Below are 1,078 nucleotides of genomic sequence, written 5' to 3'. Positions count from 1 at the left end.
AAACACGCAAAGGTTGAAAACGCGCCGAGGGAAATCCCGTATGCGACGAAGCGGCGCACTCAGGTCAGGCCGTCAAAGGAGATCCCGGCGTGGCCGGGATCGAACCTGTCTTGAGGATCAGTGGGGTGGCGGTGGCGCTTTCCGGGTATTGCCGACCGCCTCGTCCGACGCCGCGCCGATTGCAGAAATCCCGCCGTGCGCCGGGATCTAGCCGGTTCCTTGGTCGGCGATAGGCTTGACGCGGGCTGCGCCCGCGTTTGTCCCTGGTCTGCAGCCTGCCTTCGGATGTCTGTTGGGCGGACGACGTTGCCGTTCGCTGCGTTTGCACGAGAGTCCGATCAATTGGGTCGCCTGCCGAACTGCAAGTGTGGCATATTGCCAGAATGGCCAACCATGTTCCCGAACTCGAAGGAGACCGCGTTCGCCTTCGCCCCTTCCGACGTTCCGACATTGCCGGGCGGCTGGCCCTCGGGCGCTCCCCCGAGATTGTTCGGTGCTTCGGTGGCAACGCAGACGACCTGCCACCCTTTAGCGAGAACGAAGCTCGACAATGGGTAGAGCGCAACTTGGCCCATCCACTTTGCTGGGCTGTTGAGGTCGATGGCAGACTGCTGGGCGAGGCACGCTTGGATGGGCTAAATTCGCATGACCGCCGTGCGAGGCTGGCGGCCGGACTCTACGACGTCTCGCAGCTCGGGCGCGGTCTGGGTCGCGAAGCAATCGGCTTGGTCCTATCCCATGCATTCGGCGCTCTGGCGTTGCACCGCATTGATCTACGGGTGCTTGCGTTTAACGAGCGGGCGATCCGCTGCTACCGTGCCTGTGGCTTCATCGCGGAGGGATGCGAGCGTGAGAGTGCGCGCATCGGCGAGCAGTGGCACGACGACATTATCATGGGCCTGCTTGCAAAAGAGTTTTGTGCTGGCGTAGCGCGCCAGTCCGAAGCGACCACTCAGACCTACAGCAGTAACGGTCGATGAGGGCTCTGAGCGGTCGTTGCATGCCCTAGGCTCCAGACTCATTGATCGTCAAAGCCAGAAGATGACAGTCGCGGCGAGAGCGACGGCGGAGAGGAAGG

At 62.5% G+C, this 1,078-nt stretch carries 1 protein-coding gene; it reads left to right on the top strand.

The features are described from left to right. The first annotated feature begins 383 nt into the window (after positions 1–383). The gene (locus C5F48_RS24050; protein ID WP_107666158.1) at positions 384–980 is read left to right on the top strand and encodes a GNAT family N-acetyltransferase; all 597 of its coding nucleotides are present in this window, start codon (positions 384–386) and stop codon (positions 978–980) included. Positions 981–1,078: the final 98 nt, after the last annotated feature.

It is taken from the genome of Cereibacter changlensis JA139 (assembly GCF_003034985.1).
Classification (GTDB): domain Bacteria; phylum Pseudomonadota; class Alphaproteobacteria; order Rhodobacterales; family Rhodobacteraceae; genus Cereibacter; species Cereibacter changlensis.
The sequence above is the reverse complement of the archived record's forward strand: the minus strand, read 5'-3'. Positions and strand labels throughout refer to the sequence as shown.